Here is a 23,679-nt window from a genome sequence, read left to right on the forward strand (position 1 = left end):
CATGGTCACCCCGACCGCGACGGCCTCGACCTGGGCGTTCGACGCGATCGGCACGTCGTGGGCGATCGACACGGCGGCCGAGCTGCCCACGGTCGCCCGCGACGCCGTGTCGGCCGTCATCGAGCGTTTCGACCGCGAATGGTCGAGGTTCCGTGCCGACTCGCTCGTGTCGGAGCTGGCCGAGGGGCGCGCGGCATCCGTTCCCGCTCCGAGCGACGCGGATGCCATGCTCTCGCTCTACCGCGAGCTCGACGAGGCGACCGCCGGGGCCGTGAACCCGTTGGTCGGCGACGCGCTGGCGCGCCTCGGCTACGACGCGCGCCTCACCCTCGCCCCGTGGGGAGGGCCGCAGCCCGCGCCCGCGTGGCGCGATCTGCTCACCTGGGGCGACACGCTGTCGCTGGGCGCCCCGGCCACGATCGACGTCGGTGCTCTCGGCAAGGGGCGACTCGTCGACCTGGTGCTCGACGTGGTCACCGCCCACGTGGAGGGCGATGTCGTCGTCGACGCCTCGGGCGATCTGGCCGTTCGCGGGGAGCCCGTGCGGGTCGGTCTCGAGCACCCGTACGACGCCTCGCGCGCGATCGGTATCGCCACCGTGACCGATGGCGCGCTGGCGGCCTCGGCCATCAACCGTCGCGCGTGGGGCGAGGGCCTGCACCACGTTCTCGACGCCCGCACCGGTGCGCCGGTGAACGCGTTCGCGGCGACCTGGGCCCTCGCCGACACCGCGATGCACGCCGACGCCCTGGCCACCGCGTTGTTCTTCGACGGTGGCCCGCGCCTCGCGGCCTCGTGGAACGCGCAGTGGGTTCGCATGCGCACCGACGGCCGCGTGGAGTGGTCGCCCGGATTCGAAGGAGAAGTGTTCTCATGAGCGTCACGCTCACCGCGGGCTCGACCCGCGTGCTCGGTCTGATCGGCCGCGTGTCGATGTACCGCCTGGTCATGGCCTCTCTCGGCCTGCTCGCGGTGATCTCGCTCGTGCTGTCGTTCGCCGGCCTCGTCGTCCCCGAGCCGCTCGAACTGGTCGCGAGCGCCGTCGTGCTCGCCCTCGCGTGCGTGGCGACGGACCTGGTCGCGCAGGGCGTGCTCCGGATGCCGCGGCGTGTGGAGTCCTCGCTCATCACGGCCGCGATCCTGTTGTTCGTGCTGCGGCCCACGCTCGAGCCGGTGGGACTCGCCGGACTCGCGCTGGCCGGGGTCGTGGCATCCGCGTCGAAGTACCTTCTCGTGTGGCGGGGCCGGCACATCTTCAACCCGGCTGCCACCGGCGCGTCGGTGCTCACGATCGTCAGCATCTGGGCGCCCGACCTGGGCTCCTCGGCCTGGTGGGTGGGGTCGCCGTGGCTCGCTGCGCCCGTGCTCGTGCTCGGGGTGCTTCTGCTGCTGCGCACCGACAAGCTGCCGATCGTCGTGGTCTTCTGGGTCGTCGCGATGGCGGTGGCGTTCACGCGCACGAGCGTGCAGTTCCAGGCGGCGGGCTTCCCCGTCGATGTGCCGAGCGTGCTGCTGCAGGTGGCGTTCTCGTCGCCGTTCCTGTTCCTCGGGGCGTTCATGCTGTCGGAGCCCCTGACCCTGCCGCCGCGGCGGATGCAGCAGTACGTCGTGGCGGTGCTGGTGGGCGTGCTCGCCGGCTGGCCGATCCCCGTCGGCGAGGTCACGCTCGGTCAGGAGCGCGCCCTGCTGGTCGGCAACCTCGTGGCCTTCCTGTTCTGCCTGCGCGCTGCCGTGCGCCTGCAGGTCGAGGGGCGCCGCGACCTGACCCCCACGGTGCGCGAGCTGACCTTCCGCGCGGCGCGTCCGTTCTCGTTCTCGCCCGGGCAGTACCTCGAGCTCGACGTGCCGCACCGCAAGCCCGACGGACGCGGGACCCGTCGCGAGTTCTCGATCGCTTCGGCCCCCGAAGACCTGCCCGAGGTGCGGATCGCCTTCAAAGACGGCTCGCAGTCGTCGTACAAGCGCGCCCTCGCGGCGGTCGAGCCGGGCTCGACCCTCGCGGTGACGGGCGTGTGGGGCGATTTCGTGCTGCCGTCGCGGCCCACGGCACCCGTCCTGCTGGTGGCGGCGGGCATCGGTGTGACGCCGTTCGTCTCGCAGCTGCGTCACCTCGTGGCCACCGATCAGCAGCGCGACGTCGTGCTGGTGTACGTGGTGTCGGATGCCGAGGAGCTCGCGTTCCGCGACGACATCGCCGCCAGCGGCATCCGCGTCGTCATCTTCTCGCGCGACGAACCGCGTGACCTGCCGGCGGGCTGGGAGTGGGCGGGGCCGGACCGCGTCGACGCCTCGTCGCTCGTGCGCGCGGTGCCCGACCTCGCGCAGCGCGCGGCCTATGTGTCGGGCCCGCCGCGGCTCATCTCCGCACTCGCCCCGGCCCTGTCGAAAGCGAAGTCGCTGACCACCGACGCGTTCGCGGGGTACTGACGGAGAAGGTGGCGGGCGCGGCCGGCGTCGGGGAGAGTGGGGGCATGGAGTCCGGATTCTTCCCCGCCGACCCGCCCGCCACCGAGCCGCCCGTCGAGCCGCGTCGAGAGCGCAATCCGTCGTTCGAGCCGTCCGCCGACGAGCTGCCCGTGCTGTTCGCCGTGTCCGAGGTGATCGCGCGCGGAGAGAACGTCGTCATCGCGCTGACGGGTGTCCGGGTCTTCTCCGACGGCATCGAACTGCTGGTCGATCGTCACCTGCGGCGCGGTTCGATCGACGAAGGCGACTGGCGTCAGGTGCATGAGATGTTCGCGGAGCACTGGGGGAGGGGCGCGCTCGCGCCCGATCGCCTGCGCTGGGGTCTCGTACTCGGCGACGGCACGCGGCTGTTCGCCGAGGATCGCTTCGGTGCACCCTTCGACGCCGACCCCGACCGGCACACGATGCGCGTCAACGGCGGCAGCGGGAGCGGTGACGACGACCGCTACACGATGCGCAATCAGCTCTGGGTCCACCCGCTTCCCCCCGAGGGGCCGCTCGAACTGGTCGTGCAGTGGCCGGCGTTCGGCATCGGCGAGTCGCGGGTCGTCCTCGACGGCGGGCGGATCGCCGCTCTCGCGCCGTCGGTGAAGCCGCTGTGGGGCTGAGGCGAGCGCTGAGCGCCTGAGTCTCGGCATCCGGAGCCGTCTTCTGCTCAGGCCGTCGCCGCGCCCGCAACGGACCCGCCGAGTCCGCGGGACGTCTCAGGCCGTCGCCGCGCCCGCGGGGTCGGCCGGCTTGGCGGGGAGGCGCACCTCGAAGGTCGTGTCGCCGGGCGAACTGGTCACCGTGATCGTGCCGCGGTGCGCGTCGACGATCGCCCGCGCGATCGACAGGCCCAGGCCCGTGCCGCCGGTCTTGCGGTCGCGCGATCGGTCGCCGCGGGCGAAGCGCTCGAACAGCTGCGAGGCGACCGAGGGGTCGATTCCGGGCCCGTTGTCGTGCACCCGCAGCACCGCCTCGGCGCCTTCGTGCGCGACCGAGACGTTCACCACGCTCCCGGCGGGAGTGTGGGTGCGGGCGTTGGCGAGCAGGTTCGCGATCACCTGGTGGAGGCGTGAGGCGTCGCCGGCGAGCTCGACGGGGGTGTCGGGCACGTCGATCGTCCACGAGTGGTCCGGGCCGGCGGGGCGCGCGTCGCCGACGGCCTCGACGGCGAGCCGCGTGAGGTCCACCGAGCCGTAGACCAGCTCCTGCCCCTCGTCGAGGCGGGCGAGCAGCAGCAGGTCTTCGACGAGCGTGGTCATCCGCAACGACTGGGCCTGGATGCGCTCGAGCGACTGCTCGGTGGTCTCCACGGCCAGGGCCGTGCGCTGGCGGCTCTCGTCGTCCTGCGCCTGACGCATCGCGCGCAGCGACAGCTCGCTGAACCCGCGGATGGAGGCCAAGGGGGTGCGCAACTCGTGGCTCGCGTCGGCGACGAAGCGACGCATGAGCTCCTCGTTGCGCTGGCGCGCGGTGAGCGAGGCGTCGACGCGATCGAGCAGGGTGTTGAGGGCGGCGGCCACCTGTCCCGTCTCGGTGTGCTCGTCGACGAGGTCAGCGGGCACGCGCTCGTCGATGGAGATGTCGCCTTCTTCCATGCGCAACGAGGCGACACGCGTCGCCGTCTCTGCCACGGCGCGCAGGGGGCGCAGACCGAGGCGGATCACGACGGCGATGACCACGGCGAGAAGCAGCAGTCCGCCGGCGGTCACGAGGGCGACGGTGGTGAGGATCGCCCCGATCGTGCCGGTGACGTTCGAGAGCGGGAGGCCGACGAGGAAGGCCGCGTCGCTGCCCGGGGTCGGGTACAGGCGCACCAAATACTCGCCGAGGTTCGGCAGATCGACCGTCTCGGCGGTCGGATCCGCCGTGCGCAGCCGGTCGACGATCTGGCCGAGGTCATCCGACGACAGTGCGCGCACGCCCTCGTCGGCGACCACGGCGCCGGTGTAGCCGGAGCGCGAATTCATCACCAGCAGCGTGCCGGCGGGAAAGCGCCCCGACTCGAGCACCTCGTCGGCGGTGTCTTGGAACACGACGCGGGGCTGGAGACCGGATGCCGTCTCGGTCACTGAGGCGTCGAGGTTGACGAACAGCACCTGGCTCAAGATCGCGCTGGTCGAGATGCCGATCATCACGAGGATGAACGCGACCATGCCGATCACGGCGGTCATCAACCGCGCCTGCAGCGTCCACGGTCGGCGCAGGCGCGCCCGCAGCGGTTCGCGGGGCTCGGGCGGGACGGGGGGAGCGGGGCGCGGGGGAAGGCTCACTGCGGAGCTTTGATCATGTAGCCGACGCCGCGCACGGTGTGGATCAGCGGCTCGTGGCCCGCGTCGATCTTCTTGCGCAGGTACGAGATGTACAGCTCGACGACGCTCGAGCGCCCGCCGAAGTCGTAGTTCCACACGCGGTCGAGGATCTGCGCCTTCGACACCACGCGACGCTGGTTGCGCATGAGGAAGCGCAACAGCTCGAACTCGGTCGCGGTCAGCTCGATCTCGCGGTCGCCGCGCACGACCTCGTGGCTGTCCTCGTTCAGCGACAGGTCGCCCACGCGCAGGATCGGCTCCGAGTCGCGGGTGAGGGCGGTACCGGCACGACGCATCAGGCCGCGCAGGCGCGCCACGACCTCTTCGAGGCTGAAGGGCTTCGTCACGTAGTCGTCGCCGCCCGCGGTGAGGCCGGCCACGCGGTCGGCGACCGCGTCCTTCGCGGTGAGGAACAGCACCGGCACGTCGTTGCCCGAATGGCGCAGGCGCTGCAGCACGGCCATGCCGTCGAGGTCGGGCATCATGATGTCGAGCACCATGGCATCCGGTTCGAAATCCCGGGCGGCCGACAGGGCGTCGAAGCCCGAGCCGGCGGTGCGCACGTCCCAGCCCTCCATGCGCAGCGCCATCGACAACAGGTCGGTGAGCATCTGCTCGTCATCGACGACGAGCACGCGCAGGGCGCTCCCGTCGGGGCGGGTGAAGGCGGGGGCGGCGGCGGTCGCGGTCATGGAACTCATTGTGCGCTCGTATCTATGAGCTTTCTATGGCGAGCGTTATGGGAATGCTGTGAGCTGCGTCGCGCCCGGCTGAGAACGAGCATCAGACCCACCCCGATCGCCGCGCCCAGGGTGTTCGCCGCGACGTCGCGCAGATCGGCCACCCGGGTGGGGAGGAACAGCAGCTGGCACAGCTCGATCGCGCTCGACACCGCCGTCCCCAGCACGAGGCCGTGCCACCACCGCCCGCCCCAGGCGATCACCAGCACGCCGAGCGGCACGAACATCGCGACGTTCGAGGCCGACTCCACGACGTCGAACGTGATCCACGACGTCAGGGGCGACAGCTGCAGAGCCGCGAGGACCCGGGCCAGCAGGCCGCCGACCTCGGGGTCGTAGATCGACGGTCGCAGCGTCATCCACCACACCGTGACCGCGTAGACGCACGAAGCGGCGACGAGCCATGCCCGCCGCCGCTTCGTCACTGTCGGAATCCCGCGATCAGTGGGTGTCTTCGGCTTCGATCTCGGTGCGGTCGCCCGACCAAAGGGTGTGGAACGTGCCCTCCTTGTCGATGCGGCGGTAGGTGTGCGCACCGAAGAAGTCGCGCTGGCCCTGGATGAGGGCGGCGGGCAGACGCTCGGCGCGCAGGCCGTCGTAGTACGCCAGCGACGAGCTGAAGGCGGGGGCCGGGATGCCACTGGCAGCCGACAGCGACACGATGTGGCGCCACGCGTCCTGCGCGCGGCCGAGCGCCTCGACGAAGTACGGAGCGGTCAGCAGCACCGGCAGCTCGGCCTCGGCGTCGTACGCCTCGGCGATGCGGTTGAGGAACTGCGCGCGGATGATGCAGCCGCCGCGCCAGATCTTCGATACGGCACCCAGGTCGATGCTCCAGTCGTACTGGGCGGCACCGGCGCGGATCTCGTCGAAGCCCTGCGAGTAGGCGACGATCTTCGAGGCGTACAGCGCCAGGCGCACCTGCTCGATGAACGCGTCGGCGTCCTCTCCCGACAGCACCTCGGTACCCGAGGGGCCGGGGAGCTCGCGCGAGACCGAGCGCTGCTCGGGGTGGCTCGACAGCGACCGCGCGAAGGTGGCCTCGGCGATGCCCGACACGGGCACGCCCAGGTCGAGGGCGGTCTGCACGGTCCACGCGCCGGTGCCCTTGGCGCCGGCCTGGTCGAGGATCACGTCGACGAGGGGCTTGCCCGTGTCGGCGTCGGTCTGGCGCAGCACCTCGGCGGTGATCTCGATGAGGTACGACTCGAGCTCGCCGCGGTTCCACTCGGCGAACACGTCGGCGATCTCGGCCGGGCTCTTGCCCGTGGCGCGGCGGATGAGGTCGTAGGCCTCGGCGATGAGCTGCATGTCGGCGTACTCGATGCCGTTGTGCACCATCTTGACGAAGTGGCCGGCGCCGTCGTGGCCGACGTGCGTGACGCAGGGCTCGCCCTCGGCGACCGCGGCGATCGACTTCAGGATCGGGCCGAGCGTGGCCCAGGCCTCGTCGGAGCCGCCGGGCATGATCGAGGGGCCGCGGAGGGCACCCTCTTCGCCGCCCGAGACGCCCATGCCGACGAAGTTGATGCCGGTGTCGCGCACGGCCTTCTCGCGGCGGATGGTATCGGTGAACAGCGCGTTGCCGCCGTCGACGATGATGTCGCCGGGTTCGAAGACCTTGACGAGCTCGTCGATGACGAAGTCGGTGGGGCGGCCGGCCTTGACCATGATGATCGCGGTGCGCGGCTTCGACAGCGACGCGGCGAAGTCCTCGTACGAGAACGAGGCGACGAAGTTCGCTTCGGGGTGCTGCTCGAGCACGTGCTCGGTCTTGTCCTTGCTGCGGTTGAAGATCGCAACCGTGTTGCCCTCGCGGCTCGCGAGGTTGCGGGCGAGGTTCGAGCCCATGACCGCGAGGCCCACGACGCCGATGTTGGCGCGGCCGTCGCCCTCGCCCTGGGGGCGGGAGTCGGCCTCGGCGGTGGGACGATCCACCTCTTCGATGCCGGGTGCACCCTCGTGCACCTGTGCGGCCGTGTGCGGGGCCTGATCCTGGTCGCTCGAGGGTCCGGTCGGGGAGGGGGTCGACGTCATTCGTTGCTCCGTGTTCAGGTGCGAGGAAGGGGTGGGCGGGCTCACGCGGGCCGCCTCCGCCACTTTATCGGCTCGGCCCGCGTGTGTTTCAGGAGGGGGTATGGGTGAGCTGAAGCAGGTCGATGACCTCCTGCACCTGCTCGGCCGGGGTCAGGTCGAGGTCGACGCGGATCGCCTGCTCGTCGGCATCCGGCATCTCCAGCGTCTCGAACTGCGAGGTGAGCAGCGAGGGCGGCATGTAGTGGCCCTGGCGGCGCAGCAGGCGCTCGAGAACGAGCTTCGGGTCGCCCATCAGCAGCACGAAGGTGACGTCGTCGCGGCGCAGCACGTCGCGGTAGCTGCGCTTGAGGGCCGAGCACGTGATGATGCCCGGACGACCGGCGGCGATCCGCCCGTCGATCCACGCGGCGACGCGGTCGAGCCAGGGCCAGCGGTCGTCGTCGGTGAGGGCGTGACCGGATGCCATCTTGGCGACGTTCTCGGCGGGATGCAGGTCGTCGCCCTCTTGGAAGTCCCAGCCGAGACGGCCGGCGAGCATGCCGGCGACGGTGGACTTGCCGGTGCCGGCGGGGCCCATGAAGACCAGGACGGGAACGGGAGCGGTCATGGAATCTCTCTTCGTCGAAAGCGGACGGGGCGGAATCAGATGGTGCGGCGCACTTCGGTGAGCACGGCGGCGACGTACAGGCGCGTGTGCTCCTCGGCGGCGTCGGCGTCGGCGCGTCCGATGGCCTCGGCCGTGGCGACGTGGTTGTCGAGGGCGTCGGGGTTCGGGACCCCCGGGGTGAGCCCGTGCATCGCTCGTCCCTCGATCGCGGCGGCGATGGGGGCGCGGGCGGCGGCCAGCATGAGGTTGCCGCTCGAGATGAGGATGAGGTCGTGGAAGGCGATGTCGGCCGCGAGGTACTCGGGGGAGTTGCCGAGGCCGGCCGCACCGAGGCGGGCGAGCTCGTCGGCCAGACGCAGGATCTCGCCGCGCTGGATGTCGGTGGCGCGCCGAGCGCTCAGTCGGGCGGCGACGGGTTCGACCGCCGCGCGGAGCTCGGTGGTGTTGACGATCAGCTGGTCGCGCCGGCGACCTGCGAGCTGCCACCCGATGAGGCGGGTGTCGAGGGCGCTCCAGTGCTCGGGCTCGCGCACGGTGAGTCCGACGCGGCGGCGCTGGGACAGGAGGCCCATCGCTTCGAGGGAGCGGACGGCCTCGCGCACGACGGTGCGCGAAACGGCGTACTCGGCCTCGAGGGCGGCGAGGGTCAGGACGGTACCGGGCGGCAGATCGCCGTCGACGATGCGGATGCCGATCGCGTCGACCAGCGAGCCGTGCATCGCTCGAGCCATTACCCCTCCTCGGGTCTTAGGTACGACCTTATCTTGGCAAAGATATGATTATTATGCAAAGATGCGACGACCGCTTCGCAGGGCGCAGGGCTGACGGCATTCCCGCAACGCGTCCGACGCCTCGAATCAACGGAGATCTCATGGACGACTGGACTGACACACTCGACATTGCGCCCCAGCGCGCCCTGGCCGTCTTCGGCATCGGGGCGCTGCTGTGACGGGCTCGAACGCCGGCCTGTTCGACGTCTCCGATCGGCTCGCGCTCGTCACCGGCTCGTCGCGGGGCCTCGGCCGCGCGCTGGCCCTCACCCTCGCGCGCGGCGGCGCCCGCGTGATCGTGCACGGTCGGGACGCGGATGCCGTGGAGCGCACCCGCGCCGAGGCTGAGGAGCTGTCGGGTCGCCCCGCCCACGCCGTCGTGTTCGACGTCACGGATGCCGCGGCCGTCGAGGCCGCGATCGGGGGAGTCGTGGAGGCGGTCGGCGTGCCCGACATCCTCGTCAACAACGCCGGCGTCCAGCGCCGCGCGCCGATCCACGAGTTCGCGGTGTCGGACTGGGACGACATCGTCGCCGCCAACCTGTCGGGCGTCTTCTACGTCTCGCGTTTCGTCACCCCCGCGATGGTCGCGCGCGGCTCCGGCAAGGTCGTCAACGTCGCCTCGGTGCAGTCGCGCCTGGCGCGCCAGACGATCGCGCCGTACTCGGCCACCAAGGGCGGCGTCGCGCAGCTGACCGCCGGCATGGCGGCCGACCTCGCCCGCCACGGCATCCAGGTCAACGCCCTCAGCCCGGGGTACTTCGCGACCGAGATGAACCGCGACCTCGTCGACGACCCCGAGTTCACCCGTTGGCTGACCCAGCGCACGCCGGCCGCCCGCTGGGGCGACTTCGACGAGCTGCGCGGGGCGCTGCTCTTCCTGGCATCCGACGCCTCGAGCTTCGTGTCGGGGCAGAACATCTTCGTCGACGGCGGAATGACGGCAGTCGTCTGATCGTGGAGGAGCACACCATGAAATCGCTGCTGATCGAGTCGGCTCGCACCGCCGCCGTGCGCGAGGTCGCCGTCCCCGAGCCGGAGGAGGGCCAGGTCCGTCTGCGGGTCGCCTACGTCGGCATCTGTGGATCCGACCTGCACTACTTCTTCGACGGCGCCAACGGCGCGTTCGTGGTGCGCGAGCCGCTCGTGCCCGGGCACGAGCTCTCCGGCACGGTCGATCTCGACCCCTCAGGGGCGCTCGCTCCGGGAACGCCCGTGACCGTGCACCCCGCCCGGTTCGGCACGCCGCGCGAGGGCATCGAAGACGCTCCGCACCTGTGGCCCGGGGGCTCGTACCTCGGCAGTGCCTCCACCTGGCCGCACACCCAGGGCGCGGCATCCGAGTACCTGATCGTCGAGAGCGGCATGGTGCGCCCGCTGCCGACCGAGCTGCCGGTGCGTCGGGCCGTGCTCGCCGAGCCGCTCGCCGTCGCTCTGCACGCCCTCGGCAAGACGGGCCCGGTGGAGGGTCTCGAGGTGCTGGTCACCGGATCCGGGCCCATCGGCCTGATGGCCGTCGCCGCAGCCACCGCCGCCGGGGCGCGCGTCACCGCGACCGACGTGCTCGCGGGTCCTCTCGAACGCGCTCGGGCCCTTGGCGCCCAGGCGACGATCGACGTCTCGACCGAGGCCGTCGAGGCCGGTGCCTACGCGGTGGTCCTCGAATGCTCGGGCGTGCCCGTCTCGATCTCGACGGCCTTGAAGGCGGTGCGCGCGGGCGGCACGGTCGTGCAGGTCGGCATGCTGCCCGACGACGCGCGGCCCGTGAACCTCGCACCGTTCATCTCGAAGGAGGTGCGCTACTTCGGTGCCTTCCGCTTCCGCGACGAGATCGACGCGGCCGTGGAGCTGCTCGCGGCGAACCCGGCGATCGAGAGGGCGATCACGCACGAGTTCGCGGTGACGGATGCCGACGAGGCCTTCGCCGTCGCGCGCGACTCCGAGCGGTCGGGCAAGGTCGTCTTCGCCCTCTGACTGATACGACGAAGCGGAGCGGCCCTCGGGCCGCTCCGCTTCGTCGTTCTCGGAGTGGTTCCGGCGTCAGGAGCTGCGTTCGGCGGTGAACCGGCGCGTCACGGCGATGTCGCGGTCGCCCAGGTCGCGCTCGACGATCTCGTCGAAGGCGGCGCGCAGCGCGGGCAGTAGAGCGGGCAACGTCGAGGTGGCCTCGGCGATGTCGGCGGCGAAGCGCAGGTCTTTCACCATGTACGAGGCGACGCCGCTGGGGGAGTCGTCGCCGGTGACGAGCTTCTCGCGTCGGCTCTGCAGCAGATTCGACCCGGCGTACCCGCCGCCGAGCAGCTCCCAGAGGGCGGCGGGGTCGACGCCGGATCGCGCGGCCAGCTCGGTCGCCTCGCCCAGCGCGAGGATCGTCGCCGCCACCACCATCTGGTTGCAGGCCTTCGCCACCTCGCCCGCGCCGAGGGGCCCGAGCCGCACGGGGGTGCCGCACGGGGCGAGCAGGGCGGCCGCCCGATCGGTGTCGGCCTCGTCGCCGCCGAGCATGATCGACAGGGTCCCGGCCTTCGCGCCGTCTTCGCCGCCCGACACGGGGCAGTCCACGATCCGGATGCCGTCGGGCAGCCGATCGGCGAGCTCTCGGACGCCGACGGGCGACGACGTCGACCCGATCAGGAGCAGGAAGTCCCGTCCGCCGACGCCGGCGAGCAGCCCGTCGGGGCCGTCGAGGTGCTCTTCGAGCTGGGGGAGATCGGGGAGCATCACCAGCACGGCATCCGTCGCCTCCGCCAGCTCGCGGGCGGTGGGAGCCCAGACGGCTCCGGCTCCGGTGAGACCGGGTCTCTCTCGCCGCGCGTGAACGGTGAGGGATCCGCGGGCGGAGAGCAGGTGCGAGGCCATCGGCTCGCCCATGGCGCCGAGGCCCCACACGCCGAGTCGCACGTCATCGAGCGTTGTCATGAACCGATCCTACCGGCTGGACAACAGGTTGTACAGGGTTCAATATGGTGAACAGAGTTCGAAAGAGACCGTCGCGGTCCACCCGCGGCGGCGAAGGGAATGACGACGATGTCGACACGGTCCAGTCTTCGCGCGGTGGTCGCGGTGCCCCTGAAAGAAGAGCACTGCCGGCTCATCGAACGCCTCGAGCCGCGTCTCGAGCTCGTGCGCGATCCTTCGCTCACGCACCCGATGCGCGGACCGGCCGACTGGTCGGGCGACCCGGACCACGAGCGTACCGCCGAACAGCAGCGGGCCTTCGACGAGATGGTCGATTCCGCGGAGGCGCTCTTCGGCATCCCCGACGTCGACCCCGCCGCCCTCGCCCGCACGGTCGCGGCGAACCCGCGTCTGCGCTGGGTGATGACGACCGCCGCCGGAGGCGGGGGACAGGTCAAGGCCGCCGATCTCGACCGCGAGGCCCTCGATCGCGTCACCTTCACCACCAGCGCGGGCGTGCACGGCGGCCCCCTCGCCGAGTTCGCGGTCTTCGGGGTGATGGCCGGGGCCAAGGGCCTGCCTCGCCTCGCGCGCGACCAGGCCGAGAAGCACTGGAGCGAACGCTGGGAGATGCGCCAGGTCGACGAGATGACCGTGCTCGTGGTCGGCCTCGGCGGAATCGGCGCCGAGTGCGCCCGACGCTTCCACGCCCTGGGTGCCGAGGTGTGGGGGACCACCCGCAGTGGAGCCCCCGTCGAGGGGGTCGACCGACTCGTTCCGCTCGACGACCTCGTCGCGGCCGTCGCCGAGGTGGACGCCATCGTCGTCACCCTCCCCGGCACGGACCAGACGCACCACCTCATCGGCGCCGACGTGCTCGCCGCGGTGAAGCCCGGCGTCATCCTCGCCAGCGTGGGGCGGGGCACCGTGATCGACGAAGAAGCCCTGCTCGCCGCCCTCGACGACGGCCGGGTGTCGTTCGCCGCGCTCGACGTGTTCGAGGTGGAGCCCCTTCCCGAGGATTCGCCGCTGTGGCGGCATCCGTCGGTCCTGGTGAGCCCGCACACCGCCGCGCTCAGCAGTAAAGAAGAGGAGCGCATCGCCCGCCGCTTCGCGGAGAACGCCACGCGCCTGCTCGACGGCGAGCCGATGCGAGCGGTTGTCGATACGGTCGAGTTCTACTGAGGTGTCGCGACCTGTGACGCCGGCAAGATGAGGGGGCCGCGGTGAGCGACGACGACGTGAGCGAGATCGCGCGTGATCCGGCACCGGCCGTGGGGCGCAGCATCCGACTCCTGGGTCTGCTCGCCGAGGCGGGGCGCACCCTGACCCTCACCGAGCTCGCCGCGGGCCTGGGCCTGGCGAAGTCGTCGACGGCGAACATCTGCCTCTCGCTCGAAGCGGCGCGCATGATCGAGCGCGTCCCCCTCGGCTACCGTCTCGGCATCCGCACCGCCGAACTCGGCGGCGCCTTCGCCGCGCAGTTCAATCAGGTGCGCGAGTTCTACGCCGTGTGCGAGTCGTCGCCGGTGCTCGCGGCCGAGCTCGTGCAGGTCGCGGTGCTCGATGACGCCGACGCCCTCTACCTCGCCCGCTACGAGGGGTCTCGATCGATCCGCATGGGCACGCCCCTCGGCTCGCGCCTCCCCGCGGCGCTCTCGGCGACGGGCCGGGCGCTGCTGATGACGCGCACCGACGACGACGTGCGGGCTCTCCTCACGCGCGGCCGCCCGCTGCCCAAGCTCACCGACCACAGCACCCTCGACGTCGATGCGGTGATCGCCAAGATCGCCGCCTCGCGCGAGCGCGGCTGGTCGGTCGACGAAGAGGAGTCGTTCCGCGGCATCGTGGGCGTCGCCGTCCCTCTCGAGGGGTGGGCGCCCGGCGACCCGCAGCTGGCTCTGGGCGTGGGTCTTCCGGTGGCGGATGCCACGCCCGAGCGCATCGCGCGCGTCGGCGCCGCGCTGCGCGAGGCCGCCGCGGCGCTGACCAACCCGTTCAGCGCGTCCCGCGGTCGCTGACCCGACGCGGGCCGACCGCTCCGCTCGGCGCGGGCGCTGACCTGCGTCGCCGGCCAACCCGTCAGCCCGTCTCGCCTTCGTCGACCCGCCGCGCCGCCGATCTGCTCGATGCGCTCGGCCCCGCCGTACGCGCGGATTGGTCTCTGCGCTGCGCCTCCGGGGTTCGGGGCGGATTCCGTCGTTCGGGGCGGAGAATCTCCGCCCCGAACGACGAATCACGCCCCAAACCCGCGGGCCCGGGCACGGTGTCGTTCGGATCCTGTTCAACATATTGAACTCCGTCCACTCAGTTGGTACAGTCGGCCCAGTCGCAAGACCCCAGCCGATCGAAGGAGATGGCCGTGACCACTTCATCCACCACGACGACGCAGCCGACGGATGACCCCGAATACGCAGCGAACCTCCGCCGCGCCACGCTCGCCTCGAGCATCGGCAGCGCGCTCGAGTACTTCGACTTCGCGCTCTACGGCCTCTCGACGGCCCTGATCTTCAACGTCCTGTTCTTCTCGCAGGACGACCCCGCCCTCGCCACGGTCGCGGCCTTCGCGACCTACGGCGTGGGCTTCCTCGCCCGTCCCTTCGGCGGTCTGTTCTTCGGCGTCCTCGGCGACAAGCTCGGCCGTAAGTGGGTGCTGGTCATCACGATCCTGTTGATGGGCGGAGCGTCCACGGCGATCGGCCTGCTGCCGACGTACGAGGCGGTCGGCGTCCTCGCGCCGATCCTCCTCGTGATCATGCGTCTGCTGCAGGGCTTCGGCGCCGGCGCCGAGCAGGCCGGGGCCACGGTCCTGATGGCCGAGTACGCCCCGGTCAAGCGCCGCGGCTTCTTCTCGGCCCTGCCCTTCATCGGCATCCAGGCGGGAACCCTCCTGGCGGCGGTCGTCTTCAGCCTCATCTCGCTGCTGCCCGAAGACCAGCTGCTCAGCTGGGGCTGGCGCGTGCCGTTCCTGGCCTCGTTCGTGCTGATCCTGCTCGCGCTGTTCATCCGCATGCGCCTGCGTGAGACGCCGACCTTCATCGAGCTCGAGAAGCACGATCAGATCGCCGAGCGCCCGATCCGCGACATCTTCACGCGGGGTCTGCCGGGCATCATCGTCGGCATCGGCCTGCGCATGGCCGAGAACGGCGGGTCGTACATGTTCAACACGCTCGCGCTGACCTTCTTCGTCGCCTCGGTCGGCGGCCAGGCCGACCGCAGCCTGCTCACCTGGGGTGTCACCCTCGGCTCGCTCATCGGCGTCTTCTCGGTCCCGCTCTCGGGTGCCCTGTCCGACCGCATGGGGCGCCGCACGGTCTACCGCATGGGCGCGGTGTTCATGCTGGTCTTCACCTTCCCGGCCTGGTGGCTGATCTCGCTCGGCAGCTACCCGATCACCATCGCGGTCATCGCGATCGGCATCGGCGTCGCCGTCAACTCGATGCTCGGACCCCAGTGCGCGATGCTCCCCGAGCTCTTCGGCAACCGTCACCGCTACCTCGGTGTCGCGATGGCCCGTGAGATCTCCGCGGTGCTCGCCGGTGGCCTCGCCGGAGTCCTGGGCGCGTACATCATCGCCGTGAGCGGGGCGAACTGGCTGCTGCTGGCGATCTACATGGGCACCCTGGCTCTCATCACCACCGCATCGACCTTCCTCGTGCCCGAGACGCTGCGCCGCGACCTCACGCGCACCGACGATGCGATCAAGGTTTCGCGCGAAGAAGCCGGCGAGGGCGTGGATGCCACGACCGTGACCGTCCGGACGATCCGGTGACGCGCGACGAGCGGGGGAGCGTCGGCAGCCTGGTGGGGGCGCCGGCGCTCCCCGCGGAATCCTCGACGGGGGTCCGCGCTGAGGCCTCCGAGGCGGTGCGCTGATGCGGATCGCCCGGTTGATGACGGCGAACGGTCCGCGCACGGTCCGCGTCGAGGGCACGACCTTCGTCCCGATCGGTGACCCCTTCGCCGCGTTCGAGGCGGGTGTCATCCCCGCCGACGAGGGTGACGCGATCACGGGGGTCCTCTTGGCCCCGTGCGTGCCCACGGTCGTCGTCGGCATCGCGCAGAACGGACCGGACCACGCCTCTCCCGTGCAGGCGTGGCTGAAGAGTCCGCGCACGGTCACGGCATCCGGAGCCCCCGTCCGACTGCGCCGGGACGCCGGCGTGACGGTGGCCGAGGCGGAGGTGGCGGTGGTGATCGGTCGCGACACGACGGGTCTCACCGTCGAGACGGCGCACGAGTACGTCCTCGGCATCACCGCGGTGAACGATCTGTCGAGCCCCGATCGCGCCGCGTTCGATCCCCGCAACTTCGAGTCGAAGTCCGGGCAGGGGTACACCCCGCTCGGGCCCCTGATAGACGCCGCGCTCTCGATCGACGACGATCTGCCGATGCGGCTGTCGGCCGACGGCGAGGTGCGTGCCGAGACGTCGTCGAACCGCCTGCCGATGTCGCTGCGCGAGTGCCTCGCCTACGTCGCGGGCTGGACCACGCTGGGGTCGGGCGACGTCGTGATGATGGGGGCGCCGTTCTCGCAGGCGCCGGTCCGTCCGGGGGAGACGGTGGAGGTCGTCGTCGCGGGCCTGCGGCTCACGACGCCGACGTCGTAGGGCGGCGGTGCGTCAGTGCTTCTTGTAGGACGCGTTGCGGCCGAGCGAGAAGAGGGCCCCGATCGCGCCGATGCCGCCGATGGTCGCGATGCCGCCGATGACCCAGAGCACGACGTGAGAGAAGAAGCCGCTGTCCATGATGATCCTCCGGGTCGGTGTGGCTCTTCGATCCTACCGGCGGTCGGGGACTGCTCCGGACTCCTGCCGCCTCGTGCCTCCTCGGCCGGGTCGTGAGCGGCGCGTCGCACTGGTAGACTTCCCGGGAACTTCGGCGAGGGATGCATCCTCGGGCGCCCACGGGTGCACAGGGCATCCGTGATCGACGCAGTGAAGCAGGCTCCCGGCTTTCCTCACGCGCTCGCGTTCGAGTCGAATCCAGACCACACAGGTGCGGACCATGTCCGCTCACAAGCTGCGGGACACGAGCCCGCGAGGAGAACATCATGTCGGAAGACAACAAGGTCGTCGCGGAACTCCGCGAGAACTTCGGCAAGGGCTTCGCCCGTCGCCTCCGCGCCGCGGGCAAGATCCCGGCCGTCATCTACGGTCACGGCACCGAGCCCCAGCACGTCGCGCTGCCCGGCCACCAGGTCGCGCTGCTCATCCGTCGCGCCAACGCGCTGATCGACCTCGACATCGCCGGCAAGGGCCAGCTCGTCCTCGTCAAGGACGTCCAGAAGGACCCCGTGCGTCAGATCATCGAGCACATGGACCTCATCGTCGTGAAGAAGGGTGAGAAGGTCCAGGTCGACGTTCCCGTCGTGCTCGTCGGCGAGCCCTTCCCCGGCACGGTCGCCATGCTCGACGCCACCTCGGTGTCGCTCGAGGTCGAGGCCACCCACATCCCCCAGAACGTCGAGGTCGACGTCGAGGGCGCCGAGGACGGCACGCAGATCACCGCGGCCGACCTGACCCTCCCGAAGGGCGCGGCGCTCGTCACCGAGCCCGAGACCCTCATCGTGGGCGTCTCGGTGCCGCTCGACACGCTGGCCGCCGACGAGGAGATCGCCGAGGCCGATGCCGAGGTCGCCGAGGAGCAGTCCGAAGAGGCCGAAGCCGCCGAAGAGGGCGACGACAAGTAATTCCCGCGCGGGCCGCTTCGGCGGTCCGTCGACGACGAGGGGGCGCGTTTTCGCGCCCCCTCGTTGCTGTTCACGGGGTCCGCGCGCGGATCCGGAAGGATGGATGCCATGGCGGACACCTGGCTCATCATCGGTCTCGGCAATCCCGGCCCGCGGTACGAGGCCACGCGTCACAACATCGGGCAGATGGTGATCGACGAGTTGGCCGCGCGGCGCCGCGAGGCCTTCCGCACGCACAAGGCGAACGCGCGGGTCGTCGAGACGTGGCTGCGGCCCGGGGCGGCGAAGCTCGTGCTGGCCAAGCCCAACAGCTTCATGAACGTCTCGGGCGGCCCGGCATCGGGTCTCGCCCGGTTCTACGGCACCGAGCCCGATCACGTCGTCGTGGTGCACGACGAGCTCGACATCCCCTACGACACCATCAAGCTCAAGACCGGTGGCGGCCACGGCGGGCACAACGGCGTCCGCGATGTCGCGAAGGCCCTCGGAACCCCCGACTTCCCCCGCGTGCGCGTCGGCATCGGGCGACCGGTCGGCCGGCAGGATCCCGCCGACTGGGTGCTCGACCCCTTCAGTTCCGCCGAGCGCACCACCCTCCCGATCCTCGTGTCGGATGCCGCCGACGCGGTCGAGCTCCTCGTCGACGAGGGTCTCGTCGCCGCCCAGCAGCGCTTCCACGCTCCGCGCGCTTGATCTGCACACACGGAAACGGCCCCGGTTCGAGGTGAACCGGGGCCGTTTCCGTGTGTGCGGGTCGCGTCAGGCGGAGCCGAGACCGATCCCCGCGCCGATGGCGAGGGCGACCGAGACGACGATCCCACCGAGCACGGCGAGGATGATCGCCGCGATGCCGTAGCCGCGACCGCGGCGCTTGATGGCGGCGACGATGCCCTGGATGAAGCCCCAGAGTCCGAAGATGGCGTAGACCGCGAAGGCGACGACGGTCAGGACGCCGACGAGGATCGCCGACTGCTCGACCCCCGAGGGAAGGGTGTTCGGGTCGATCTGCCCGGTCGTGTCGCCGTTCTGCTGCGCGTACTGCGCGACACCGGCGCTCTGCAGCCCGGCGATGAACGCGATGATCGAGCCGCCGACGACCGCGACGAGCGAGGCGACGAAGGCGATCAGGCCGAGGCGGTTCGACAGCACGGGCCGGTTGTCGGCGGGCGGAACATAGGCCGGAGCCGCCGGCGCGTCGTGCGCGGCGGGCGCCGCGGGCGCGGCGTAGCCGTCGTTGCGCGGGGCGGGCGCGTCGTACGGCCCCGGGGGCGGAGGTGTGGTGCTCACGAGATGCTCCTCTGGTCGTCGGCGGTCGCAGGTGCGGCCCGATCCGGCGAGTCTAGGGAGGCGCGCCCCGCCTGCGCGGAGGGGTGGACGCGCGAGGCCCCGTCACGGTAGCGGGTGAATCGGCGGGGTTAAAAGGGTCCCGGATGCCGTTCCCCCGGGGGCCTCGCGCGTCCGGTCTCCGGCGGCGGCAGCCGACCTCAGACGGGGATGCCGCCCGTACCGGCGGCGGCGAGGCCCGCGCCGAGCGCGAGCGCGGCGAGCCCGCCGAACACGATCGGGCCCAGCACGGCGATCACGATGGCCGCGATGCCGGCTCCCGTGGCGGCGCGCTTGACGACCGCGGTGATGCCGAGGGCGAGGGCGACGATCCCGATGACCGTGCCCGACCAGAACGCGACCTCGCCCAGCAGCACGAGATCGCGCACGGGCGACAGGACGCGCCAGTCGAACGAGCCGGCCGGCATCTCGAAGAACGCTGGACCCGAGCCGCGGGCCACGCGGAACGCCGCGAACCCTCCGACGGCGGGCGCCAGCACCGTCGCGACGATCGACAGCAGCAGGGCCCACGTCCCGAGGGGGCGTCCGCGGCGGCGGGCGGGCGGGGGAGTGAGCATCGTGCCGACCGGGGGCGCGACGTGCGGCGCGGCGAACGCCGGGCCGCCCGGGGAGCTCGGCGTGGTCATGCCGCCAGCCTACGAGACGTCTCGCGCCGGCGATCGACGTTCCGTCGTGCGGATGCCCGGGTCGACACGCCGCTCGCCGGGGCCTCGGGGCGGCGCGCCGCCGTCCGCGTCCGCACGACGGCTGCAGACGCACCGGCCGTTCGTCCAGCCCGTCCCGATGTCGGAGGCCCCGCGTAGACTTTCCCGAGTGACAGTTCCCGGGATCGTTCGCGCCCTCGAGCAGGCTGAGTCGTATCGTGAGGCCGCTTCCGCGGCATCCGCCGACCTGTCTCTCTCCCTCGTCGACGGCCTCGACGCCCCCGTCATCGCGGGGCTCATCGAGCGGCGTCGCGCCTCGGGCGACCCCGGCGCCGTGCTCGTCATCGCACCGACCGGGCGTCGCGCGGAGTCCCTCGGGCCGGCGTTGGATGCCGTGCTGCCCGGGGCTCAGGTGCTGCACTTCCCCGCGTGGGAGACCCTGCCGCACGAGCGCTTGAGCCCGAGCCCCGAGACCGTCGGCCGCCGTCTCGACGTCCTCCGGCGCATCGCCGCGTGGGATGGTGAGGCCCCGCTCGTCATCACCGCCTCGGTGCGCAGCGCCCTACAGCCGCTCGCCCCCGGCCTCGGCAAGGTCGAGCCGGTCGAACTCGTCGTCGGAGGCCGCGGCCACGAGCTCGAAACCGTCACGACCCGGCTCGTCGAGCTGGCCTACCACCGCGTCGACATGGTCTCGCGTCGCGGCGAGTTCGCGGTCCGCGGCGGCATCCTCGATGTCTTCCCGCCCGTGGCCGACCACCCGTACCGCGTGGAGTTCTTCGGTGACGAGGTCGATCAGATCCGCGCCTTCTCGGTCGCCGACCAACGATCGCTCCCGGGCGAGGTCACGGGCGTCTCGCTCAACCCCAGTCGCGAACTGCTGCTCACCGCAGAGGTGCGCGCTCGCGCCGCCGAACTGCGCGACGGCTACCCGGGCCTGCGTCAGCTGCTCGAGAAGATGGCCGAGGGCATCCCCGCCGAGGGCATGGAATCCCTCATCCCCGTGCTCGTCGACGATCTCGTGACCCTCGTCGACTACCTTCCGGGCGGCAGCGCCGTCGCCCTCGTCGACCCCGAGCGCTCGACCGCGCGCGCGACCACGCTCGGCGACACCAACCGCGAGTTCCTCGAGGCCGCGTGGTCCGCCGCCACCGCCGGGGCCGACACCCCGGTCGACCTCGACTCGGGCGACTTCGTCACGCTCGACGACCTGCACGAGATCGCGAGCGGCCGCGGCGGCGCGTGGTGGCAGCTGAGCGCCTTCGATTCGGGGGCGGCGGATGCCGAAGACGAGGGCCTGGTCGTGGGCGACGCGTCCGCGCACCGCATCAAGGCCGATCCCGTGCCCTCGTTCCAGGGCAACGTCGAGGGGGCCACCGCCCACGTCGACGCTCTGCTGCACGACGGCTGGTCGGTCGTGGTCACGGCATCCGGACCCGGCATGGTCGATCGCGCGCGCGACGTGCTCTCCGAGCGCGGGATCGCCGCCCGGCGGGTCGACGATCTGCGCCTGCCGCCCGAGCCCGGCGTCGCGCACGTGGTGTGCGCTCCGCTCGAGCGCGGGTTCCAGTTGACCGAGGCGAAGTTCGCCGTCATCAGCGAGACCGAGTTCTACGGCCGCTCGGTGAGCGGCGACAACCGGGGCGTCAAGAAGCTGGCGTCGCGCCGCCGCAACGTCGTGGACCCCCTGCAGCTCAAGCCGGGTGACGTGGTGGTGCACGCCACCCACGGCATCGGCAAGTTCCTCGAGCTCACCCAGCGCGAGGTCTCGAGCGGCGGTCGCAACGCGGTCAAGACGACCAAGGAGTACCTGGTCCTCGAGTACGCGCCCGCCAAGCGCGGGTACCCGGGCGACAAGCTGTTCGTGCCCACCGACCAGCTCGACCTGCTGTCGAAGTACGTCGGCGGTGAAGCGCCGACCCTGTCCAAGATGGGCGGCAGCGACTGGGCTGCGGCGAAGGGCCGCGCGCGCAAGGCGGTGCGCGACATCGCCGTCGAGCTCGTGAAGCTCTACTCGGCACGCATGGCGTCGAAGGGCTACGCCTTCGGACCCGACACCCCCTGGCAGCGCGAGCTCGAAGAGGCCTTCCCCTTCGCCGAGACGCAGGATCAGCTGCAGACGATCGACGAGATCAAGGCCGACATGGAGAAGCCGATCCCGATGGATCGACTGCTGTCGGGCGACGTCGGGTTCGGCAAGACCGAGGTCGCGGTGCGTGCCGCCTTCAAGGCGATCCAGGACGGCAAGCAGGTCGCGATGCTCGTGCCCACGACCCTGCTGGTCAAGCAGCACCTCGAGACGTTCGCCGAACGCTTCGCCGGTTTCCCCGTCACCGTCCGGCCCCTGTCGCGCTTCCAGACCGACAAGGAGGCGAAGGCGACCCTCGCGGGCCTCACCGACGGCACCGTCGACATGGTCATCGGAACGCATCGCATCCTGACCGAGAAGGTGATCTTCAAAGACCTCGGGTTGATGATCATCGACGAGGAGCAGCGGTTCGGCGTCGAGCACAAAGACCAGCTGAAGAAGCTCAAGACCAACGTCGACATCCTCGCCATGAGTGCGACGCCCATCCCGCGCACGCTCGAGATGGCGGTGACCGGCATCCGCGAGATGTCCACCCTCGCGACGCCACCCGAAGACAGGCACCCGATCCTGTCGTACGTCGGACCGCGCAACGATAAGCAGATCGCTGCGGCGATCCGTCGAGAGCTGCTGCGCGAAGGCCAGATATTCTACGTGCACAACCGGGTGTCGTCGATCCAGCGGGTGGCGGCGCACCTCGCCGAGCTCGTGCCCGAAGCGCGCATCGTCGTCGCGCACGGGCAGATGGGGGAGCACGCGCTCGAGCAGGTCGTCGACGACTTCTGGGAGCGCCGCGCCGACGTGCTGGTGTCGACCACGATCATCGAGACGGGTCTCGACATCTCGAACGCGAACACGATCATCATCGACAGGGCCGACAAGTACGGCCTGTCGCAGCTGCACCAATTGCGTGGTCGCGTCGGACGCGGACGCGACCGCGCGTACGCGTACTTCCTGTACGACGAGATGAAGCCGTTGTCCGAGACCGCGGCCGACCGCCTCGAGACCATCGCCGTCAACAACGACCTCGGTTCCGGAATGCAGGTGGCGTTGAAAGACCTCGAGCTGCGAGGCGCCGGCAACCTGCTCGGTGCCGAACAGGCCGGGCACATCGCCGGCGTGGGTTTCGACCTCTACCTGCGCATGATCGGCGAGGCCGTGTCGACCTTCCGTGGCGAAGACGTCGACGGTCCGACCGAGCTGCGACTTGAGCTCCCGGTCGATGCGCGTCTGCCCGAGTTCTACATCGACAGCGAGCGCCTGCGCCTCGAGGCGTACCAGAAGCTCTCGGCCGCGGCGTCCGCCGGCGCGAAGGACGACGCGATCGACCTCGTGGTGGAAGAGCTCCGCGACCGGTACGGCGAGCCGCCGGCAGAGGTCGAAGGCTTGGTCGCCGTGGCGCGGCTCCGCCGCCGCGCCGCGCAGGCGGGCCTGGCCGACGTCGTCGCGATGGGGTCGAACCTCCGCGTGGCCCCGGCGAACCTCGCCGACTCGATGCGCGTGCGTCTGCAGCGGCTCTACCCGAAGGCCAAGCTGGTCGCCGGGGGAGACGCGATGGTGGTTCCCTTGCCGCAGGACGCCGATGACGCGAACCTCATCGCGTGGGTGCGTCAGCTGCTCGATGCCCTGTGGCCCCTCCCGGTCGAGAAGTCCGCGGAGGCGGCGAACGCCTGACCTCCGGCACGGCTGTTGGAGCCCCCTCCTGCCCGAGGCCCGATCGACGACGCGTCGCTCGGGCCTTCGTGCGATTCTCCGCGTCTTTCCGGGAGCAGGCCGCCGCGACACGCCCGGGAAGCGCCTGGATTCGACGGGTCGGTGGCTCCCGCGTAACTTATTACTTGTTCGCCCCACAGGGGAGAGCGGAGCGGCCGAAAGGCCCCGCAGCCCCTCAAGTAGCGAACCACTCCGAAAACCCAACACATGGTGTAAGGTTTTGGATCGGTCACCCGGCCGGTTTTCACGACGTTGATCTCGTTCAGAGGTCCCACGGTGAGAGCTCACAGTGTCGGGTGGTCTTGGAGAAATGAACTGCCTCACGGGTAGGTCGGAAGACTGTTTCCTGTGGGTGCGTCCGTTCCTTGAGAACTCAACAGCGTGCACT

At 71.0% G+C, this 23,679-nt stretch carries 22 protein-coding genes; 12 read left to right on the forward strand and 10 right to left on the reverse strand.

Annotated features, from left to right (window positions below; translation table 11 throughout):
• Position 1 precedes the first annotated feature (1 nt).
• Genes FS769_RS13545 through FS769_RS13555 form a run of 3 tightly spaced genes read left to right on the forward strand, consistent with a single transcriptional unit; the run spans position 2 to position 3,074 of the window.
• The gene (locus tag FS769_RS13545) at positions 2-877 is read left to right on the forward strand and encodes an FAD:protein FMN transferase (RefSeq protein WP_144834265.1); all 876 of its coding nucleotides are present in this window, start codon (positions 2-4) and stop codon (positions 875-877) included.
• Complete coding sequence (locus FS769_RS13550) at positions 874-2,427, forward strand: FAD-dependent oxidoreductase (protein ID WP_144834267.1); 1,554 nt, start codon at positions 874-876, stop codon at positions 2,425-2,427. The genes FS769_RS13545 and FS769_RS13550 overlap by 4 nt, the downstream gene beginning before the upstream one ends.
• 44 nt (positions 2,428-2,471) lie before the next feature.
• On the forward strand, positions 2,472-3,074 hold the full coding sequence (locus FS769_RS13555; protein WP_144834269.1) for a hypothetical protein: 603 nt from the start codon (positions 2,472-2,474) through the stop codon (positions 3,072-3,074).
• A gap of 96 nt (positions 3,075-3,170) precedes the next feature.
• Here FS769_RS13555 and FS769_RS13560 read toward each other — a convergent pair whose 3' ends face one another.
• The 6 genes from FS769_RS13560 to FS769_RS13585 form a co-directional block, all read right to left on the reverse strand.
• Positions 3,171-4,607: an ATP-binding protein gene (locus tag FS769_RS13560; RefSeq protein WP_186325554.1), complete on the reverse strand. Its 1,437-nt coding sequence runs from the start codon at positions 4,605-4,607 to the stop codon at positions 3,171-3,173.
• 113 nt (positions 4,608-4,720) lie between these two features.
• Positions 4,721-5,455 carry a response regulator transcription factor gene (locus tag FS769_RS13565; RefSeq protein WP_144834271.1) on the reverse strand — a complete coding sequence of 245 codons (735 nt, stop codon included), beginning with the start codon at positions 5,453-5,455 and terminating at the stop codon, positions 4,721-4,723.
• Between the two features lie 5 nt (positions 5,456-5,460).
• Entirely contained in the window at positions 5,461-5,928 is a 468-nt protein-coding gene (locus FS769_RS13570) for a VanZ family protein (protein WP_144834273.1), read from the reverse strand.
• A gap of 16 nt (positions 5,929-5,944) precedes the next feature.
• On the reverse strand, positions 5,945-7,540 hold the full coding sequence (gndA, locus tag FS769_RS13575; protein WP_144834275.1) for an NADP-dependent phosphogluconate dehydrogenase: 1,596 nt from the start codon (positions 7,538-7,540) through the stop codon (positions 5,945-5,947).
• Positions 7,541-7,628: 88 nt separating this feature from the next.
• A complete protein-coding gene (locus FS769_RS13580; protein ID WP_144834277.1) occupies positions 7,629-8,147 on the reverse strand; it encodes a gluconokinase in 519 nt (172 codons plus the stop codon).
• A 35-nt stretch (positions 8,148-8,182) separates the two neighbouring features.
• The gene (locus FS769_RS13585; RefSeq protein WP_144834279.1) at positions 8,183-8,878 is read right to left on the reverse strand and encodes a FadR/GntR family transcriptional regulator; all 696 of its coding nucleotides are present in this window, start codon (positions 8,876-8,878) and stop codon (positions 8,183-8,185) included.
• 214 nt (positions 8,879-9,092) lie between these two features.
• Between FS769_RS13585 and FS769_RS13590 the strand changes: the two genes are divergently transcribed.
• Positions 9,093-9,872 (forward strand): SDR family oxidoreductase, encoded by a 780-nt coding sequence (locus tag FS769_RS13590; protein ID WP_144834281.1) that lies wholly within the window; start codon positions 9,093-9,095, stop codon positions 9,870-9,872.
• Between the two features lie 17 nt (positions 9,873-9,889).
• Positions 9,890-10,891 (forward strand): zinc-binding dehydrogenase, encoded by a 1,002-nt coding sequence (locus tag FS769_RS13595; protein ID WP_144834283.1) that lies wholly within the window; start codon positions 9,890-9,892, stop codon positions 10,889-10,891.
• Positions 10,892-10,957: 66 nt separating this feature from the next.
• Here the strand turns inward: FS769_RS13595 and FS769_RS13600 are convergent, their stop codons facing one another.
• Positions 10,958-11,836 (reverse strand): NAD(P)-dependent oxidoreductase, encoded by an 879-nt coding sequence (locus FS769_RS13600; protein WP_144834285.1) that lies wholly within the window; start codon positions 11,834-11,836, stop codon positions 10,958-10,960.
• A 108-nt stretch (positions 11,837-11,944) separates the two neighbouring features.
• Between FS769_RS13600 and FS769_RS13605 the strand changes: the two genes are divergently transcribed.
• The 4 genes from FS769_RS13605 to FS769_RS13620 all read left to right on the forward strand — a co-directional run bounded on the left by FS769_RS13605 (position 11,945) and on the right by FS769_RS13620 (position 16,425).
• On the forward strand, positions 11,945-13,000 hold the full coding sequence (locus FS769_RS13605) for a D-2-hydroxyacid dehydrogenase (RefSeq protein WP_396652423.1): 1,056 nt from the start codon (positions 11,945-11,947) through the stop codon (positions 12,998-13,000).
• Between the two features lie 41 nt (positions 13,001-13,041).
• Positions 13,042-13,836, forward strand: coding sequence for an IclR family transcriptional regulator (locus FS769_RS13610; protein WP_144834289.1), 795 nt, complete (start codon positions 13,042-13,044; stop codon positions 13,834-13,836).
• Between the two features lie 335 nt (positions 13,837-14,171).
• Positions 14,172-15,587 carry an MFS transporter gene (locus tag FS769_RS13615; protein ID WP_144834290.1) on the forward strand — a complete coding sequence of 472 codons (1,416 nt, stop codon included), beginning with the start codon at positions 14,172-14,174 and terminating at the stop codon, positions 15,585-15,587.
• A 103-nt stretch (positions 15,588-15,690) separates the two neighbouring features.
• Complete coding sequence (locus FS769_RS13620) at positions 15,691-16,425, forward strand: fumarylacetoacetate hydrolase family protein (protein WP_144834292.1); 735 nt, start codon at positions 15,691-15,693, stop codon at positions 16,423-16,425.
• Between the two features lie 12 nt (positions 16,426-16,437).
• Here FS769_RS13620 and FS769_RS17115 read toward each other — a convergent pair whose 3' ends face one another.
• The gene (locus tag FS769_RS17115) at positions 16,438-16,563 is read right to left on the reverse strand and encodes a hypothetical protein (protein WP_260979764.1); all 126 of its coding nucleotides are present in this window, start codon (positions 16,561-16,563) and stop codon (positions 16,438-16,440) included.
• A gap of 305 nt (positions 16,564-16,868) precedes the next feature.
• Here FS769_RS17115 and FS769_RS13625 point away from each other — a divergent pair, with 305 nt between their 5' ends.
• Both FS769_RS13625 and pth read left to right on the forward strand, forming a co-directional pair.
• Positions 16,869-17,507, forward strand: a complete 639-nt coding sequence (locus tag FS769_RS13625; protein WP_144834294.1) for a 50S ribosomal protein L25/general stress protein Ctc — start codon at positions 16,869-16,871, stop codon at positions 17,505-17,507.
• A gap of 108 nt (positions 17,508-17,615) precedes the next feature.
• Positions 17,616-18,200, forward strand: a complete 585-nt coding sequence (pth, locus tag FS769_RS13630; RefSeq protein WP_144834296.1) for an aminoacyl-tRNA hydrolase — start codon at positions 17,616-17,618, stop codon at positions 18,198-18,200.
• A 66-nt stretch (positions 18,201-18,266) separates the two neighbouring features.
• On the opposite strand, the gene FS769_RS13635 is transcribed toward pth, so the two are convergent.
• Both FS769_RS13635 and FS769_RS13640 read right to left on the reverse strand, forming a co-directional pair.
• Entirely contained in the window at positions 18,267-18,794 is a 528-nt protein-coding gene (locus FS769_RS13635) for a hypothetical protein (protein ID WP_144834298.1), read from the reverse strand.
• A 197-nt stretch (positions 18,795-18,991) separates the two neighbouring features.
• The gene (locus FS769_RS13640; RefSeq protein ID WP_144834299.1) at positions 18,992-19,477 is read right to left on the reverse strand and encodes a hypothetical protein; all 486 of its coding nucleotides are present in this window, start codon (positions 19,475-19,477) and stop codon (positions 18,992-18,994) included.
• Between the two features lie 187 nt (positions 19,478-19,664).
• On the opposite strand from FS769_RS13640, the gene mfd reads away from it, so the two are divergent.
• A complete protein-coding gene (gene mfd / locus FS769_RS13645; protein WP_144834301.1) occupies positions 19,665-23,252 on the forward strand; it encodes a transcription-repair coupling factor in 3,588 nt (1,195 codons plus the stop codon).
• Positions 23,253-23,679 lie beyond the last annotated feature (427 nt).

It is taken from the genome of Microbacterium sp. BH-3-3-3 (assembly GCF_007679045.1).
GTDB classification, from domain to species: Bacteria; Actinomycetota; Actinomycetes; order Actinomycetales; family Microbacteriaceae; genus Microbacterium; species Microbacterium algihabitans.

What these genes read in the sequence shown, in the direction of transcription:
- FS769_RS13555 (WP_144834269.1), top strand. Translation starts at nt 2,472, where the DNA reads ATGGAGTCCGGATTCTTCCCCGCCGACCCGCCCGCCACCGAGCCGCCC.
- FS769_RS13550 (WP_144834267.1), top strand. Translation starts at nt 874, where the DNA reads ATGAGCGTCACGCTCACCGCGGGCTCGACCCGCGTGCTCGGTCTGATC.
- FS769_RS13545 (WP_144834265.1), top strand. Translation starts at nt 2, where the DNA reads ATGGTCACCCCGACCGCGACGGCCTCGACCTGGGCGTTCGACGCGATC.
- FS769_RS17115 (WP_260979764.1), bottom strand. Translation starts at nt 16,563, where the DNA reads ATGGACAGCGGCTTCTTCTCTCACGTCGTGCTCTGGGTCATCGGCGGC.
- FS769_RS13620 (WP_144834292.1), top strand. Translation starts at nt 15,691, where the DNA reads ATGCGGATCGCCCGGTTGATGACGGCGAACGGTCCGCGCACGGTCCGC.
- pth (WP_144834296.1), top strand. Translation starts at nt 17,616, where the DNA reads ATGGCGGACACCTGGCTCATCATCGGTCTCGGCAATCCCGGCCCGCGG.
- FS769_RS13600 (WP_144834285.1), bottom strand. Translation starts at nt 11,836, where the DNA reads ATGACAACGCTCGATGACGTGCGACTCGGCGTGTGGGGCCTCGGCGCC.
- FS769_RS13595 (WP_144834283.1), top strand. Translation starts at nt 9,890, where the DNA reads ATGAAATCGCTGCTGATCGAGTCGGCTCGCACCGCCGCCGTGCGCGAG.
- FS769_RS13615 (WP_144834290.1), top strand. Translation starts at nt 14,172, where the DNA reads ATGGCCGTGACCACTTCATCCACCACGACGACGCAGCCGACGGATGAC.
- FS769_RS13625 (WP_144834294.1), top strand. Translation starts at nt 16,869, where the DNA reads ATGTCGGAAGACAACAAGGTCGTCGCGGAACTCCGCGAGAACTTCGGC.
- FS769_RS13605 (WP_396652423.1), top strand. Translation starts at nt 11,945, where the DNA reads ATGTCGACACGGTCCAGTCTTCGCGCGGTGGTCGCGGTGCCCCTGAAA.
- FS769_RS13640 (WP_144834299.1), bottom strand. Translation starts at nt 19,477, where the DNA reads ATGACCACGCCGAGCTCCCCGGGCGGCCCGGCGTTCGCCGCGCCGCAC.
- FS769_RS13585 (WP_144834279.1), bottom strand. Translation starts at nt 8,878, where the DNA reads ATGGCTCGAGCGATGCACGGCTCGCTGGTCGACGCGATCGGCATCCGC.
- FS769_RS13565 (WP_144834271.1), bottom strand. Translation starts at nt 5,455, where the DNA reads ATGACCGCGACCGCCGCCGCCCCCGCCTTCACCCGCCCCGACGGGAGC.
- FS769_RS13560 (WP_186325554.1), bottom strand. Translation starts at nt 4,607, where the DNA reads ATGGTCGCGTTCATCCTCGTGATGATCGGCATCTCGACCAGCGCGATC.
- gndA (WP_144834275.1), bottom strand. Translation starts at nt 7,540, where the DNA reads ATGACGTCGACCCCCTCCCCGACCGGACCCTCGAGCGACCAGGATCAG.
- FS769_RS13580 (WP_144834277.1), bottom strand. Translation starts at nt 8,147, where the DNA reads ATGACCGCTCCCGTTCCCGTCCTGGTCTTCATGGGCCCCGCCGGCACC.